Annotated in this window: 10 protein-coding genes; 4 read left to right on the top strand and 6 right to left on the bottom strand. The window is 41.9% G+C overall.

What is annotated here, in order from left to right:
• Window positions 1–36: 36 nt before the first annotated feature.
• From ACEW80_RS33785 to ACEW80_RS33775, 3 genes are all read left to right on the top strand, one after another.
• Window positions 37–1,164, top strand: a complete 1,128-nt coding sequence (locus ACEW80_RS33785) for an alpha/beta fold hydrolase (RefSeq protein ID WP_373530795.1) — start codon at window positions 37–39, stop codon at window positions 1,162–1,164.
• A gap of 99 nt (window positions 1,165–1,263) precedes the next feature.
• Complete coding sequence (locus tag ACEW80_RS33780) at window positions 1,264–2,382, top strand: AAA family ATPase (RefSeq protein ID WP_373530794.1); 1,119 nt, start codon at window positions 1,264–1,266, stop codon at window positions 2,380–2,382.
• Window positions 2,379–3,128, top strand: coding sequence for a hypothetical protein (locus ACEW80_RS33775; protein ID WP_373530793.1), 750 nt, complete (start codon window positions 2,379–2,381; stop codon window positions 3,126–3,128). Before ACEW80_RS33780 ends, ACEW80_RS33775 begins: the two co-directional genes overlap by 4 nt.
• Window positions 3,129–3,261: 133 nt before the next feature.
• Here the strand turns inward: ACEW80_RS33775 and ACEW80_RS33770 are convergent, their stop codons facing one another.
• Both ACEW80_RS33770 and ACEW80_RS33765 read right to left on the bottom strand, forming a co-directional pair.
• Window positions 3,262–6,540 (bottom strand): amino acid adenylation domain-containing protein, encoded by a 3,279-nt coding sequence (locus ACEW80_RS33770; RefSeq protein WP_373530792.1) that lies wholly within the window; start codon window positions 6,538–6,540, stop codon window positions 3,262–3,264.
• A gap of 127 nt (window positions 6,541–6,667) precedes the next feature.
• Window positions 6,668–10,777, bottom strand: coding sequence for an amino acid adenylation domain-containing protein (locus tag ACEW80_RS33765; protein WP_373530791.1), 4,110 nt, complete (start codon window positions 10,775–10,777; stop codon window positions 6,668–6,670).
• A 241-nt stretch (window positions 10,778–11,018) separates the two neighbouring features.
• On the opposite strand from ACEW80_RS33765, the gene ACEW80_RS33760 reads away from it, so the two are divergent.
• Complete coding sequence (locus ACEW80_RS33760; protein ID WP_373530790.1) at window positions 11,019–12,386, top strand: pentapeptide repeat-containing protein; 1,368 nt, start codon at window positions 11,019–11,021, stop codon at window positions 12,384–12,386.
• A gap of 344 nt (window positions 12,387–12,730) precedes the next feature.
• Here ACEW80_RS33760 and ACEW80_RS33755 read toward each other — a convergent pair whose 3' ends face one another.
• Genes ACEW80_RS33755 through ACEW80_RS33740 form a run of 4 tightly spaced genes read right to left on the bottom strand, consistent with a single transcriptional unit; the run spans window position 12,731 to window position 15,312 of the window.
• Complete coding sequence (locus ACEW80_RS33755; protein ID WP_373530789.1) at window positions 12,731–13,345, bottom strand: Uma2 family endonuclease; 615 nt, start codon at window positions 13,343–13,345, stop codon at window positions 12,731–12,733.
• On the bottom strand, window positions 13,323–13,487 hold the full coding sequence (locus ACEW80_RS33750) for a hypothetical protein (RefSeq protein ID WP_373530788.1): 165 nt from the start codon (window positions 13,485–13,487) through the stop codon (window positions 13,323–13,325). The genes ACEW80_RS33755 and ACEW80_RS33750 overlap by 23 nt, the downstream gene beginning before the upstream one ends.
• Window positions 13,488–13,519: 32 nt before the next feature.
• Window positions 13,520–14,296 (bottom strand): type I methionyl aminopeptidase, encoded by a 777-nt coding sequence (gene map, locus ACEW80_RS33745; RefSeq protein ID WP_373530787.1) that lies wholly within the window; start codon window positions 14,294–14,296, stop codon window positions 13,520–13,522.
• Window positions 14,296–15,312 (bottom strand): Gfo/Idh/MocA family protein, encoded by a 1,017-nt coding sequence (locus tag ACEW80_RS33740; protein WP_373530786.1) that lies wholly within the window; start codon window positions 15,310–15,312, stop codon window positions 14,296–14,298. Before ACEW80_RS33740 ends, map begins: the two co-directional genes overlap by 1 nt.
• Window positions 15,313–15,354: the final 42 nt, after the last annotated feature.

Below are 15,354 nucleotides of genomic sequence, written 5' to 3'. Positions count from 1 at the left end.
TAATAAGGTATCGCAAGGTTTAGGCTCATGATATTCATGCCTCATAATTTTCTGTTTATATGGCTGATTCAACTGCTGTCGATTGGGGTAATTTGCGGGGGGGGCTACATTCTCTATGAGTGGTATGAACGAGAACTTGTAGGAACATTTTACTTAGTGGCTGGGCTAGTAATGGTTCTGTGGTCTGTTGCCGGTCGTTTTATTAGTTTGCCACTGCTGCGCCGTCCTGGAGCCGATGAACCTAAGTTTATGCGTAGCGAAACCGTGCAGCGTTTGCCACGACCGGATGGTAGTGTACTGCAAGTAGAGTTTTTTGGCCCCGAAGATGGTCAACCGATTATCCTTTCACACGGTTGGGGGCCGAACAGTAGTATATGGTATTATGCCAAGCGACAACTGAGCGATCGCTTCCGAATAATTGTTTGGGATCTACCAGGGCTAGGAAAATCCACTAAACCGAAAAACAATGATCACTCTATTGAAAAATATGCCCGTGACTTGGAAGCTGTGGTTGCGTTGGTGACAGCCACTCCCAAAGGGAGTATCGCAGGGGATAAACCAGTTATTCTGGTAGGACACAGCATGGGTGGAATGATTAACTTGACATTCTGTCGCCTGTTTCCAGAGCAATTAGGGAGTCGGGTGGCTGGCTTAATTCTTGTAGATACTACTTACACTAATCCGGTAAAAACTTGTATCTTTAGCAATTTGGTACAAAAATTACAGAAACCGCTACTCGAACCTGTCTTGTACCTGACTACTGTGCTGTGGCCAATTTTTTGGTTGATGACTTGGCTCTCCTATTTGAATGGTTCGCTGTACATCACCGTCGAACTATCTGGATTTACGGGTACTGAAACACGGGGTCAACTAAGTTTTGCAGGTTTATTATCAGCATTGGGTTCGCCTGGGGTTCTGGCGCGTGGCACACTGGGAATGTTCAACTTTGATGAAACAGAAACACTTGCAACTATTAACGTACCTGTGTTGGTTGTTTGCGGCAATTCAGATATAGCAACTAAACCTGTTGCCAGCGATCGCATGAAAGCTGAATTGCCTTACTCTCAAAGAGTCACTCTAAAACCAGGTGGACACATGGCATTAATGGAACAAAATCAGCAGTTTGCCGAAGCAGTCAGCACGTTTTCTGCTAGCTGCTTATAAGTGGGGTCACTATGCCAAAAGTGGAAAATCGGATGAACCGGTTAAAATCCTTGGGATAGGACTACTATACAATATCTAAATCTGCTTACTATCGAACAGATGTTATCTAAACTAAGAGTTCAGCACTATAAGAGCCTCTTCGATACCGAAGTAGCTTTAGAGCCATTAACCGTATTCATTGGGCCTAATGGTTCTGGAAAGTCGAACATTTGTGAAGCTCTTGCTGTACTATCTGATTTTCTCCAAAATCTGATAGCTACTAGAGATAATAATTATGTAATAAGTCTTTTTGCACAGTCTTTAAATACTATAAGCAAGAACCAGCCGAGCATTGAATCTAAATTCTGGCATGGAAAGGCAGATTATTTTTTGTTTGAGGTCAGTACCCTTACTACAACAGAAAGCACTCCTGAGCAAGAATCTAAAGAAGTTTTAAATCTATTACTTCATCTTGATTATCCTCAGCGAACATTGAGGATAGAAAATATTATCAATTCTGAATATACAAAGGAACCAAGAGAATATTTAGTTGCTATTAAATATCCAGATTCTCCACTTGCCAATGCCTTGAGAAAGGTTAGTATTTATGATTTTGCCCCAGTTGATCTCTCTAGTAAAGCCGTATCAACTGGTAGTATGGACAGGACTGGACAAGGAATTACTTATGCTCTAGTTGATATTTTGCACGCTAATCGTAAAGGTTTTGATGAATTAGAGGAACGTTTGACGCGGCTCGTTCCTAACATACAAAGAATTGTCTTGCCTCGTGGAGACAATCAAACCTTTTTACTAGAATTGATTGATAGATATTCAGAACACCATATTCCCGCTTATGACATCTCAGATGGAACACTTAGAATCCTAGCTTTCCTAACCGCGCTGTATCAAGAGAACACTCCAAGTATCATTTGCTTTGAAGAAATAGAGAATGGAGTTCATCCTTGGCTGCTGCACAAAATGATAGAGTTGTTGAAAATTGTCTCGACAGAAGGAATTACTGGCAAGCCTGTTCAAGTTTTAATCACAACTCATTCTCCTGTACTACTAAATTATATTGAACCTCATCAAGTACGTGCTGTTGAGCTAGATAACGAAGGTAAAACCCAAGTCCATACTTTACCCACAGATTCTATGCGTTTCCAGAAAGCATTGGAAGCTTATGATGGAGAGTTAGGTGAGCTTTGGTTTACGAATACATTTGGAGGCAATCCGGTATGAATCGTCCGATTCGTATTGGGCTAATTGCTGAAGGGGAGGCAGAACTGGGAGCAAGTATTCCGTATATCAAACCAGAAGACGGTGGAAAGGTTATTGAAAGAAATAATGAAGGGGGACTTCATACCTTAATTAGGCGAGAGCTTAAAACTGCTGGATTACCTGATTGCAATTTTGTACAGAGACACCCATCAATCAGTGAAAGTAAGTGTTTTAAACGAAGAGTCGGACATTCAGTTTTAGATCCAAAATATTTAGCACAGATAGTTATCTCTTGGAAACCGGAGGAGGTAGACATGATCCTCATTGTGGTTGATGCGGATGATAACCTATCTCAAAGGCAGCGGGATTTAGAGCGTGCTTTGAATAAGATTCGTGACTATCACTTAGATGTCAACGAGCAACCAATCAATAATCGTAGTGCAGGAGGTTTAGCGATTAGAAATTTTCAGACGTGGTTGCTGGCTGACACTCAAACTATTTCAAAGATTTTAGGTGTAGAGCTTGAACAATTTGAAGATTTAGAAGATTTAGACAATACAAAAGATATTTTAGAGAAAGCGATCGCAGAATCAACTTATCTCTCTGGAGAAAGTAGCAATCAACGTCCGCTTCAAATTCGATGGAACTTAGCATCTGAGATTGATTTAGCTATTATCAAAACTTGCTGTCCGAATGGATATGCTGGTTTTGCACTATATTTAATGGAGGCTGTAAAAGTGGTTGTAGATGTGATTACAGATATGTAGGATTCCTCACTATATACCCATTTTCTGTATAGCCAATGTCAATTTATAATGAGAATTAGCAGATTATTTCCAAGAGTTGTGAGATAAAATTTTGCCGTTTTGACACGCTCATCTTTAACTCAAGCGTTTCTCCTCAAAATTCCACGTCTTCTCGTTCCTGACCCGTAGTTGCAACTTTATCTAAACCTTTTGCTGCCCAACAGATTGTGTCAATGTACCTAGCAAGTTGTTCTACAGTCGGTGCTTCAAACAAATTGCGTACAAGTAAATCTATTTGGAAGGTATCCCGGATGCGGGAAGTTAGCTGAGTCGCTAGTAGAGAATGACCGCCCAATTCAAAAAAATTGTCGTGAATGCCTACTTGCTCTTTTCCCAAGACTTTAGCCCAAATTTGGGCAAGTAACTCTTCGACTTGCGATCGCGGTGCCACATAATCTTGATTATTGAAAGTAATTGTATCAGGTGCGGGTAAAGCACGGTGATCCACTTTGCCATTAGGTGTTAAAGGTAGAGATTTTAGCACTACATAAGCTCTTGGCATCATGTATTGTGGTAACTTTTCTTTAAGAAATTGACGAAGCACGTCTTGCGTCGGCATCTGTTCCAGGTTGGGAACAATATAAGCCACCAAGTACTTATCATCAGGTACATCCTCAGCAGCAATAACAACAGTTTCTCTCACTGCTGAATGTTGACTCAACACCGCTTCAATTTCTGACAACTCAATGCGAAAACCCCGAATCTTTACTTGATTATCAACACGACCTAGAAATTCAATATTGCCATCTGGTAAATAGCGAGCTAAATCACCCGTTTTATAAAGACGTGTTTTTGGTTTATTATTAAAAGAATGAGTAATAAAGTATTCAGCAGTTAATTCAGTGCGATTAAGATATTCTCGCGCCAGTCCCTCACCACCAATATATAATTCGCCAGTAACGCCAATAGGCAAGGGTTGTAAATGGGTATCTAATATATAGATTTGCGTATTTGTAATGGGACGACCAATAGGAAAAGATGTGCTTGACTCTGAAAACTTTTGTACGTAATAATAAGAAGAAAAGGTTGTATTTTCTGTAGGACCGTAAACATGAATTAAATGTTTTGGCGCACCATCTCTAAGAATCTTTTTAATCCATCTTGTATTAACAGTCTCGCCACCAAACAGTAAATATTTCAAGGTAGCAAAAGCTTGCGGAACATCTCTAGCAATCTGTTGAAACAAGGCGGTAGTCAAAAACAGAACGTTGATACCTTCTTTTCGTAGTTGTAATGCAAACTCGTGAGGCGAAAGAGTTACATCTTTACTAATTCCCACAAGTTGAGTGCCGTTAAGTAGCGCTCCCCAAATCTCGAATGTAGCAGCATCAAAAGAAACGTTTGAGGCTTGGGCGATTTTATCGAATGGTGACAATTTTATATAGTTAGTATTGCACACTAACCTATTTACAGCTTTGTGAGGTACAGCAACTCCCTTGGGTTTGCCTGTAGAACCAGAGGTGTAAATAACATAAGCTAAATTCTCACTATTTAAATCGCTTTTGAGATTGTCTTCCTTTTCTTGAGTAATCACTTCCCAGTCTTTATCTATAGAAACAATTGGATTTGAGAAACCTTCAAAATGCTTGAGCAAGTTTTCTTCTGTCAACAATACTGAAACTTGTGCATCCTCAAGCATAAAATTTAGGCGCTCTTGAGGATAACTGGAGTCTAATGGAACATACGTTCCGCCTGCTTTCAGAATACCCAACAACCCGATGATCATTTCTATAGACTGTGAAATACAAATGCCGACTAAAACTTCTGAACCTACTCCGATTTTTTGTAAGTGTTGTGCTAGTTTATTGCTGCGAGTATTCAACTCTTGATAAGTGAGTTGCTCGTTAGCAAAATTTATTGCTATCGAATCAGGATACTGCTGTACCTTTTCTTCAAACAATTGATGGATACACTTATCTTTAGGATAATCTGCTTGGGTGTTATTCCATTGCACCAATACCTGATGTCGCTCCACTTCACTTAATAACGGTAAATTTGCAATTTGTTGTTCGGGATTTGCAACAATGCCTGATAACAGAGTTTTAAAATGTTCCAGCATCCGGCTAATGGTGGCTTGATCAAACAAATCTGTATTGTAAACCATTACGCCTCGAAGACCTTCAGAATACTCCCAGTTTCCACCCCATAAGCTCCTAAAATCCTCAGAACATTTCCAAAGATGTAGTTCCAAATCAAAGCGCGTTTTTTTTAAGTCAATACTCATAAAGCTAGGTACTAATCCAGGCAGTTCAAGCGCTGACATTGGCGCATTCTGGAAACCAAACACCACTTGAAATAGCGGATGGTGGCTCAAGTTCCGCTCTGGATGGAGTTCTTCAACTAACTTTTCAAATGGTAAATCTTGGTGGCTATATGCTCCTAACGTTACCTCCCTAACTCTGCCTAGTAGTTCCCGAAAAGTAGGGTTCCCAGATAAGTTGCTACGTAGCACCAAACTATTGACAAAAAAACCAATTATTCCTTCAATTTCGCTGCGGTTACGGTTAGCAATTGGCGAACCGAGCGCGATATCTTCTTGGTGTGTGTAGCGGTAAAGTAACGTTTTAAATGCTGCCAGCAGCGTCATAAATAAGGTGACACCTTCTTGCTGTGACAGCTTTTCTAGTGCATCAATGAGCTTGAGCGGTAACTCTAGAAATTGTGTTGCTCCTTGATAGCTTTGTATAGCTGGTCTTGGTTTGTCAATAGGCAGATGCAATATAGAAATACCATTTAATTGCTCCCGCCAGTATGCTAACTGGGTTTGAAGTACTTCTCCTTGCAGCCACTCGCGTTGCCAGTGAGCAAAATCGGCGTACTGAAGAGGCAGTTCTAATAGAGGCGAAGGCTGGTTTTGTGCAAAAGCTGCGTACAGCGTTCCCAGTTCCCGAATCAGTACCCCCATAGACCAATCATCACAGATAATGTGATGCATATTCAGTAATAGAATATGTTCCGTCTCGGAAAGGACGAGTAGTATTACTCGCAGCAATGGCCCAGAGGATAAATTGAAGGGATATTCTATCTCTGCGGTAATAATGCACTTTGCTTTAACCTCTTGTTCATCAGCTGGCAATTGCTGGAGGTTTAATACAGAAAGAGGTATTGTTAAGCTGGGTGCGTTAGCGCAGCTTTCCGCAGGAATCGCCTGTAAGGGTTGCCCATCCAACACAATAAAAGTAGTGCGTAAGGTTTCGTGGCGACGCACAATTTCGTTAAAAGTCTGTTCTAGTGCAGCTAACTTCAGCGAACCTGTCAACCGAATTACTGTCGGCACATTATAAATAGCATTACCAGGGATCAACTGGTCAAAGAACCATAGCCGCTGTTGAGCAAAAGATGCTGGAAACACAAAGACTTCTTCAGAAGACATATTGCTCCTTATTTAAATTTAGCGTTACTGAATTGGGTGTTGCTGAATTTGAATATGAAAGTCAAAAATCAAATATTCTCAACTCTTACCCTCTGCGCCTCTGCGTGATATAAATTCATATTTACACTCAGCAACGCCATAAACTTTGTGCTTTCTCAATACAGCCTCTTAGCTGTGTGGCAAGAACTTGAATATGGGGTTTTCTCAGCATAGTTAGGTGATTGCCAGGAATATGATGAATTTCCGTTCCTCCAACAGCTAGCTGATCCCAACCCATACTCGGATCTTCCTTGGCAATGCTTGATTGAGTCTTTGTTCTAAAAAGATTAATTTTTTTAGGGTAGGCTTGGGGAACGTAGTTGAGAACTGCTTGGCTATTGGCATAGAAAACACGAAGCATAGGACGAATCGCTAACTCGCTTAAAAGCCTTAACTTGGATTCTTCAGATATAAGGTTGACTGTGGCATCCTTTTTTAGGATACTGTTAATTCGATTCTTGGCGATCGCAATAATTAAATAAAAATAATCAAGAAAAAAGGGCCATATATATCGCGCCACTGTAGTCAGCATAAACTTCAAACCATTACCCAGAGATGGTATATTCCCCGGAATGGGTGCTAAAGTGTCAAGTACAGCAAGTAGAGCCACCTCTTCCCCAGACCTTTGGAGTTGTTGAGCCATTTCAAAAGCAACCCAACCTCCAAAAGACCAACCTCCCAAAAAATAAGGCCCTTTGGGCTGCACTCTCCGTAATGCTTCAATGTAGTGGGTAGCCATATCCTCAATGCGAGTTAGTGGAGAAGTTTTTCCGTCAAGTCCAATGGGTTGTAGCCCATAAAATGGTTGATTTTTCCCCAATTGATTAGCTAATTCGTAATAAGGAAAGACAACACCAAAAATTGGATGGATGCAGAAGAAAGCGGGATTTGAACCAGCAGGTTGAATCGGAACTAAGGGCGACCACGGCAGAGAATCTATTTCTGAGGATAGAGAAGTTGCTAAACTTTCAATTGTGGGATTTAAAAATAAACTAGATAGCGACAATTCACGCTCAAACTGCTTGTGTATCCGCTTCAACAGACGTACACTTAAAAATGAATCTCCGCCCAAGTCGAAGAAGTTATCATAGATACCCACACGCTCAACATTAAGGACTTCAGCCCAAATTTTTGCCAAGGTTAACTCAGTTGGAGTCCGGGGAGCGACAAATGCTTTATCTATTAAGCGGCTAGCCGGACTGTCAAGTTCTATTAGCGCCCAACAATCCACTTTGCCACTAGCTGTTAGCGGCAGAAAATCCAGGACTACAAAAGCTTTTGGCATCATGTATTCTGGTAATTTTTCTTTTAAGAATTTGCGTAGTAGAGACGCAACATTTTGTGTCTCTCTATTGAGAACAATATAAGCCACCAAGTACTTATCGCCAGATACATTTTCTTTAACAATTACTATTGCTTTTTGGACACTTTGATGCTGACTCAGCACTGTTTCAATTTCTGACAACTCAATGCGGAATCCTCGAATTTTTACTTGATTATCAATGCGACCGATAAATTCAATATTACCGTCTGTTTGATACCGAGCTAAATCACCCGTCTTGTAAAGTCGCACTCCATTTTTATCATTAAAAGGATTTGAAATAAACTTTTCAGTAGTTAATTCTGGACGGTTGAGATAGCCTCGTGCCAGTCCATCGCCACCAATGTATAATTCGCCAGTAATTCCAATTGGTAAAGGTTGTAAATGCTTATCTAATATATAAATTTGAGTGTTAGCAATAGGGCGACCAATGGGCGTTTTTTCACTCATAGAACTAATCTCTGCAACGGTTGACCAAACCGTTGCTTCAGTAGTCCCGTAAGCGTTAAAAAACCGACGCTGAGAGTTCCACCAAAGTTTTACAATCTCATCGGTGCAAGATTCGCCTGCACAAATAATAGTTTGCAATGCCGGAAGTGATTCTGTAGGTAGAACTGATAACACTGCTGGCGGAAGGGTGACATGAGTAATAGCTTTTTCGCGCAATAATTGTAGCAAAGGTTGTCCGGCTAGAAGGGATTCTTTGTTTGCTAAATAAAGAGTTGCTCCTGTTTGCAGTGCCATGACAATCTCAAAAATTGAGGCATCAAAACTTAATGATGCGAATTGCAGAATGCGGTTGCTCGGTTGCAAGTTGAAAACCTCAATCTGAGCTTTTGCTAAGTTGCACAATCCTCGATGCTCGATTAAAACGCCTTTAGGTTTTCCTGTGGAACCAGAGGTATAGATAACATAAGCTAGGTTGTCAGATGTTACGCAATTAGTTGGGTTTTCTTGGCTGTGTTGTGTAATAGTTGCCCAATCTTCATCTATGCAAATAATTGGATTAGAGAAGTCCTGAAAATGCTTGAGCAACTTTTCTTGTGTCAGTAATACTAAAACTTGTGCATCTTCTAGCATGAAGTTAAGACGCTCTTGAGGTAGACTCGGATCTAAAGACAGGTATGCTCCACCTGCTTTGAGAATGCCTAATATTGCGATTATCATCTCTAGCGATCGCTCTACACAAATGCCTACTAAAGATTCGGTTTCTACACCGATTTTCTGAAGATAATGTGCAAGTTGGTTGCTGCGTATATTTAACTCTTTGTAGCTGAGTTGTTCATCGCCAAATACTAGCGCGTAGGCGGAGCGTGCGTTTAACGCGATCGCATCGGGAGTTTCTACCACCTGCGCTTCAAATAACTGATGAAAACACTTGTTCTCTGGATAGTCTATTTTAGTGTCATTCCAATCAATTAATAACTCTTGTCGTTCTCCTTCAGTCAGCAAAGACAAATCTGAAAGACGCTGTTTTGGATTGGCAACAATGCTTTCTAGCAGCGTTGGAAAATGTCCCAGCATCCGGGTAATTGTAGTGTCATCAAATAAATCGGTGCTATATACCATTTGTCCTTTCAAACTATCCAAGTCCTGCCACAAATGGAACTCTAAATCAAGCTTTGCGGTTTTACTGTCGAACTCAAATAGCGAAAGCGTTAACCCAGGTAACTCTAACGTTTCAATAGGAGTGTTTTGGAGGCTAAATACAACCTGAAAAAAAGGATGGTAGCTCAAATCTCGCTCTGGATGAAGTTCCTCCACCAGCTTTTCAAAGGGCAAGTCTTGATGGCTGTATGCTCCTAAAGTTACCTCTCGGACTCGATTTAATAATTCTCGAAAGGTCGGGTTTCCTGAGAAATCTGTACGTAGCACCAAACTATTGACAAAAAAACCAATCAACCCCTCTAGTTCGCTACGGCTGCGATTAGCAATCGGTGAACCGATTGCAATATCCTCTTGCTGCGTGTAGCGATAGAGCAAAGTCTGAAACGCTGCCAGCATTGTCATGAATAACGTAACACCTTCTTGATAACCAAGTGCCTCTAGCGCTTGAGTTAAGGAGTGTGGTAACTCTAGAAATTGTTTTGCCCCCCTGTAGCTAGGAACTGCTGGTCTGAGTCGGTCTGTGGGGAAATTTAGCAGCGAAATTCCGTCTAATTGTTTTTGCCAATAAGCTAACTGGGTTTGTAGGGGCGATGTGCCGTTTGCTCCCACTCCTTGCAGCCACTCCCGTTGCCATTGGGCGAAATCTGCATATTGAATGGGTAGTTGTGGTAGAAGCGTAGACATCAAATATGGCTTATCCTCTGCAAAGGCTTTGTATAATACCCCCAGTTCTCTAACTAGCACTCCAATTGACCAGCCATCTGCAACAATGTGATGTAGATTTAGCAGCAGCACATATTCTGCTTCATCTAGTTGTATCAGTTTCACTCGCAGCAATGGCCCAGTGGTCAGATTGAAAGGACATTGAGCCTCTGCGGTTGCGATTTGCCGCACTTGTGTCTCACGTTCTTGACTCTCGAAATTGCGTATATCTATTAGGGGAAAAGGTATGGTTAAGCTGGGTGCGTTAGCGCAGCTTTCCGCAGCGATCGCCTGCACTAATTGCTGCTCTACCATAATAAACGTAGTACGTAAGGTTTCGTGGCGACGGACAATTTCGTTGAACGTCTGCTTTAAGGCGGTGAAGTTCAGGGAACCTGTCAGGCGAAGTGCTGTTGACACGTTGTAAAATGGATTGCCCGGTGCTAACTGGTCGAGAAACCACAATCGCTGCTGGGCGAAAGATGTAGGAAAAACGAAAACCTCTGCTTCTTCAGAAAAATTGAGTTCTTCATCATCTGCGAGACTACTGAGAATATACTGGCTCATAAGTGAATGGGTTGTGTTACAAAAAATTATTGAGGGCAGAAAACCCCTGTAAAGGTTATTAAGATACTTGTTTTGCCGTAACTCCACTCTCAGTAACAACTCTTCAGAGGCTTTCATTTAATCTATTGCTTTCGGATAAGCGGCAGCAATCAAATGGAAACTTGACACCGCCAACTAGCAATTCGGGCAATTTTTGATAAAACAGATATTGAACTGAGTCTGCTGGGGCAAAATAGAAAACATGACGATTGAATCCAATTCCTCAAATCTACCAACCCCAGAACCTATCCCAGAACACGACTTGCAGCCAGATGACTTTGACGGTGGTGCTACTGAGAATAACCTAAGTTCAGAAGCGCTAGCGACACAACAAGCCTTAGCGGCTATTTCGTCTTTGCAATCTCCGCAACATACAGATGCTCTAAAACTTGCTCGTTCTGACTTCAAGCAACCCACTACCAAGCAATTCACAGTTAAGCCCAGAGCATTGCTGATTACTTTAATAGCGATCGCCATCACCTTTATTGGAGTTATCCTCAATAACTGGATCATCGGCATTGTCGGAACGCTGATGACTCTGGTGTTATCTCTAGCGATACTATTGCCTTGGTTGCAAGAAGTTGTAAACGAGTGGTTTTCACCCCAAGAACGCACGCTGTTTGTGGCCTTTTTGGGACTAATAGTGGCGATCGTCGGCTTGATCAGGTTCACAGGCGTGGGCGATCGCTTGCTGCTTTGGGGACGCCAGATTAACTGGGACATTGCCGGGACTCTAGCAGAATGGTTTGGCGCTTTAGGACAAATTCTCATTGCCATCATCGCCGTTTACGTGGCGTGGCGACAATATGTTATTTCCAAAGACTTGACAATTCAGCAAAATCTACTGACAGTTCAGCAAAACATTATTACTCAGCAGCAGACAATTGATTCCTATTTTCAAGGCGTTTCAGACTTAGTATTAGATGAAGAAGGATTATTAGAAGATTGGCCTCAAGAAAGAGCGATCGCTGAAGGACGCACTGCGGCAATTTTGAGTAGTGTCGATGGCAGTGGGAAAGCGAAAATTCTCCGCTTTCTCTCACGTTCCAAGTTGCTGTCACCCTTAAAACGCGATGGCCGATTAGGTCGAGCCATTTTCAACGGAAGTGGCGGTTATGCGGAAGACCGACTAGAAGGTGTGCGCGTTATTGATTTAGGCGTAATGCTAGCCGCAGCAGACCTTTCTGGCACCGATTTGCGTTGGACTGATCTGAGCGAGGCTAATCTTGTCCGCGCTAATCTGAGCGGTTGTGATTTAGTAAAAGCCAACCTTTCCCGCGCAATTTTATATCATGCCAATCTCAATGCTGCTGACCTCAACGGAGTTCGCCTATTTTACGGTGTAGTAGACAAAGCATCACCCCGCAGCCGCACTCAACCACCAGATTATGAAACCGGCGAACACACTGGCGCTGTGGTGGAAAATGCCGATTTCACCAATGTGCAACGGTTGTCTGAGTCTACACGTTACTACTGTTGCGCTTGGGGTGGCGAAACAACCAGAGGCACTATTCCCGGTGGTTGTGAAGGTATTCCTAATAACTTGGGACGATATAGGAATACGATTTGATTTATGAAAAAATCTAAATATATGTAGGGTGTGTTACGCTACGCGATAACGCACCCTACATATATTTCAAAAATCAAATATGAGTCCTATAGTTATAGTAGTTATAGTTCAATACGGTTCGGTTAAGAGAATAGTAGGTTGGGTTGAGCGACAGCGAAACCCAACGAAGTCTCCATAATGTTCGGTTGAGGAACGAAACTCAACCTACGTCAGTATAGTTTTTAGGATTAACTGAACTGTATTGAGTTATATTTGAGTTCTAGATAGTCAGAATTTTGCCCAATAATTAAAGGTTTTTAGTAAAGGTTGAAGCCCTCACTACGAGCAAATTTAATTAATTTTATTTAACTATAGTGACCTGCGACAAATATCTGTTCTGCGGTTAAATTTATGTCTGGAAATGTTTGGGAGATCAGGCGTTCTGTTCCCCTAAACTGTTGTCCTTGATAAGTTCCATTGACTAACTGATAAATCGTAATTACAGGTTCTTTGGATAAGCCGATATAGCGTTTGCCTCCTAGCCCTAGATAATCTGCGATCCAATATTCCCCAATGCCTAAAGTTTCGTAATCTTCTACTTTTCGAGCATAGTCATTCTGCCAATTAGTACTGACAACCTCCACTACCAATTTTACAGACTTGCCTAATGTAATAACTGGCTCAGTTTTCCATAATGGCTCATTCGCCAAACCTGTCTGATCAAGAATCACAACATCGGGTCTAAAGGCTGAATTTTGAACCAATGGTTTAATCAGGCATTTCATCGGAATAAACCAAGGCAAGTTGAGCAGATCAATTGCTACGTTAAGCTTACAATTAATTAACCCAGCTACCTGTTCATGAAGTCCAGTGGGTTCCAAGTCAATTCGTTCTCCATCGATTAACTCGTAGTGGACATCATCCAGATAGCCAGCAACAAATGCCTCAAAGCTAAGACTACCTGCCTTGATTTGATCCAACAGATGCAATTCTTAAGTTTGTTACTTCTGGTAAGTCATCTTGCCACTCTCGAAAGAATTCTTCCGAATCAACTAACTCTAATCCATAGAGCAATATTAGTTGCTCAAGTGTGACGTTTTCCGCAGCAAGAGTTTGAGTCATAAGTTAATCGAGTAGTAAAAAAATCTACCAGTCTAGTAATTCTTGCCTTCAGGTAGGGTAAGAATTTCAACGCCATCTTCTGTCACAGCTAAGGTATGCTCACATTGAGCAGAAAGTTTGCGATCGCGCGTGACAGCAGTCCATTTATCGCCCAGAACCTCGACTTCGTAAGTGCCTTCGTTAATCATTGGCTCAATCGTAAAAACCATCCCTGGTCTGAGGCGCTTCCCCTTACCGCGAGTCCCATAGTGGGGAACATCCGGCGCAGTATGGAAAATGTTACTAATGCCGTGTCCAACAAAATCTCGCACTACAGAAAAGCCCTGTGCTTCAGCATACTCTTGAATGGCTGCACCAATGTCGCCAATGCGTGCCCCTGGTTTAACTTCAGCAATACCCAAGCGCAAACACTCTTCTGTCACCTCTACCAGCTTTCTCGTTTTTGGGGAAGGTGTGCCGACAAAGAATGTCTTAGAAGTATCGCCGTGATAACCTTCAACAATCGGAGTAACATCAATATTAATGATGTCACCTTCTTTGAGAATTTGCTTGGCATTGGGAATGCCGTGACAGATTACCTCATTTACACTAGTGCAGATCGACTTAGGATAGCCTCTATAGCCAAGGGGGGCGCTTTTTGCTCCATGTGCTTGCGTCCAACGTTCGGCTTCATCATTGATTTCGAGAGTGCTAACCCCTGGCTTTACCAACGGTTCAATATGCTGGAGAAGTTTGGCTGCTAAACGTCCAGCTTGACGCATTTTGTCTAATTCTCGTTGGGATAAAATAACAATTAGTTCAGTTTTCATTAACTTTTATCTAGAGTATTTTTCATAAACATAGTTAACCCTGTCTGTGCAGCTCTTTGTGCAGCATCAGCAACCTTGAGAGTATACAAGCTCTCCTCTGGGGTAACGTACAAAGGAGTGCCATCAAAAAGATGGTCTAACACCATACTCGTGTCTTTGGCGAACAAACCCCGGCGAGAACCAACCTCTATAGGTGTTGTTTCCCCAGGCTGGATCAGCAATCCTCTGTCACCATCAAAAATTAAACCACCTTTTTCACCGTGAACTTCAAACTTGCGTTCTGATTGCCAAATAGTTTCGCCTTTGCCATAAACTACTTGGGCTAAAAGTCCGCTAGTAAAGCACAGTTGACTAGTGCAGAAACAGGTTTGATAGTATTCGGGTTCTATTTCCCAATATCGCTGGTGACAATTAACAGTAAATACTTTACCAAATAAATCGGTGAGACGATGTAGGCGGGAGAGTGCACCAATTAAGGGAAAACCGAAAAGTTCATGGTTATAAGTCCATTTGCGGGGTGCAGGATTCTGGGGATTGATGGTGCTGTAGCGAACATAAAACACTTCACCAATTTTGGCTAAGTTTTGCTTCAAGGCTTGATGTAAACCACCCAAAAGTTCCAGGTGTTCAACGTGCAGGAGTTTTTGTTGGGCTTTGGCTAAGGCAATCAGTTCCTCAGCTTCGACCACATCTAAAGAAAGGGGATACTCTACTATTACGTGTTTGCCGTTAGTAAGGGCTGCACGAGCGATCGCACCATGATCTCGATTAACAGTACAGATCATCACCAAATCTACATCTTCGCGCTCTACTAGCTCCTGCCAAGAACTCAATGCTTCAATCTGGTACTCTTTGGCAAAAGTTTCTGTTTTTTCTGGAGTATGACCAACAACTGCTACTAGATGCGATCGCTCATCATGCTGTAATGCCTCAGCCCGAAACTTCGCCGCATACCCAGTACCTACCAAACCTATATGCACTTTTGCTTTTTCCAAAGCTGATCCTAGATTATACATGATCCTCACTACTTTTGCTTTTGATCCTCCCACGCTTCTATG

It is taken from the genome of Nostoc sp. (assembly GCF_041747015.1).
GTDB lineage: Bacteria > Cyanobacteriota > Cyanobacteriia > Cyanobacteriales > Nostocaceae > Nostoc.
The sequence above is the reverse complement of the archived record's forward strand: the minus strand, read 5'-3'. Positions and strand labels throughout refer to the sequence as shown.

Coding starts and splice junctions, on each gene's coding strand:
- ACEW80_RS33750 (WP_373530788.1), bottom strand. CDS start 13,487: ATGACTCAAACTCTTGCTGCGGAAAACGTCACACTTGAGCAACTAATA.
- ACEW80_RS33740 (WP_373530786.1), bottom strand. CDS start 15,312: ATGTATAATCTAGGATCAGCTTTGGAAAAAGCAAAAGTGCATATAGGT.
- ACEW80_RS33770 (WP_373530792.1), bottom strand. CDS start 6,540: ATGTCTTCTGAAGAAGTCTTTGTGTTTCCAGCATCTTTTGCTCAACAG.
- ACEW80_RS33780 (WP_373530794.1), top strand. CDS start 1,264: ATGTTATCTAAACTAAGAGTTCAGCACTATAAGAGCCTCTTCGATACC.
- ACEW80_RS33760 (WP_373530790.1), top strand. CDS start 11,019: ATGACGATTGAATCCAATTCCTCAAATCTACCAACCCCAGAACCTATC.
- ACEW80_RS33775 (WP_373530793.1), top strand. CDS start 2,379: ATGAATCGTCCGATTCGTATTGGGCTAATTGCTGAAGGGGAGGCAGAA.
- ACEW80_RS33785 (WP_373530795.1), top strand. CDS start 37: ATGCCTCATAATTTTCTGTTTATATGGCTGATTCAACTGCTGTCGATT.
- ACEW80_RS33765 (WP_373530791.1), bottom strand. CDS start 10,777: ATGAGCCAGTATATTCTCAGTAGTCTCGCAGATGATGAAGAACTCAAT.
- map (WP_373530787.1), bottom strand. CDS start 14,296: ATGAAAACTGAACTAATTGTTATTTTATCCCAACGAGAATTAGACAAA.